Source organism: Planktothrix paucivesiculata PCC 9631 (assembly GCF_900009265.2).
In the GTDB taxonomy this organism is placed as follows: Bacteria; Cyanobacteriota; Cyanobacteriia; order Cyanobacteriales; family Microcoleaceae; genus Planktothrix; species Planktothrix paucivesiculata.
The window spans coordinates 1-226 of the sequence record NZ_LR735126.1 but is presented as its reverse complement, the minus strand read 5'-3'; the positions used below and the strand labels follow the sequence as shown (position 1 = coordinate 226).

1 protein-coding gene is annotated in these 226 nt (G+C 47.3%); it reads left to right on the top strand.

Translation table 11 applies throughout. The features are described from left to right. The coding region (locus tag PL9631_RS26525; protein WP_197046538.1) for a hypothetical protein at positions 1–226 on the top strand (226 nt) is incomplete at both ends.

The following is a 226-nucleotide window of genomic DNA, read 5'->3' as shown; positions in this document are numbered from 1 at the left end:
GTTGAAGCCAGCCAAGTTAGGGATACCAGTGATAACACCGTTGTTAGTAGTGAATTAGATACATTCGGTATTACCGTTGAATCTCCCCCCGTCGATACCACCGCCCCCACCGCCACCGCCACGGCCAACGATAGTACCCGAACATTAGGAACTAATAATAGTTACACCTTCACCGTCACCTATAGTGATGATAAAGGAGTCAAGGTTTCCAGTCTTGATAGTCAAG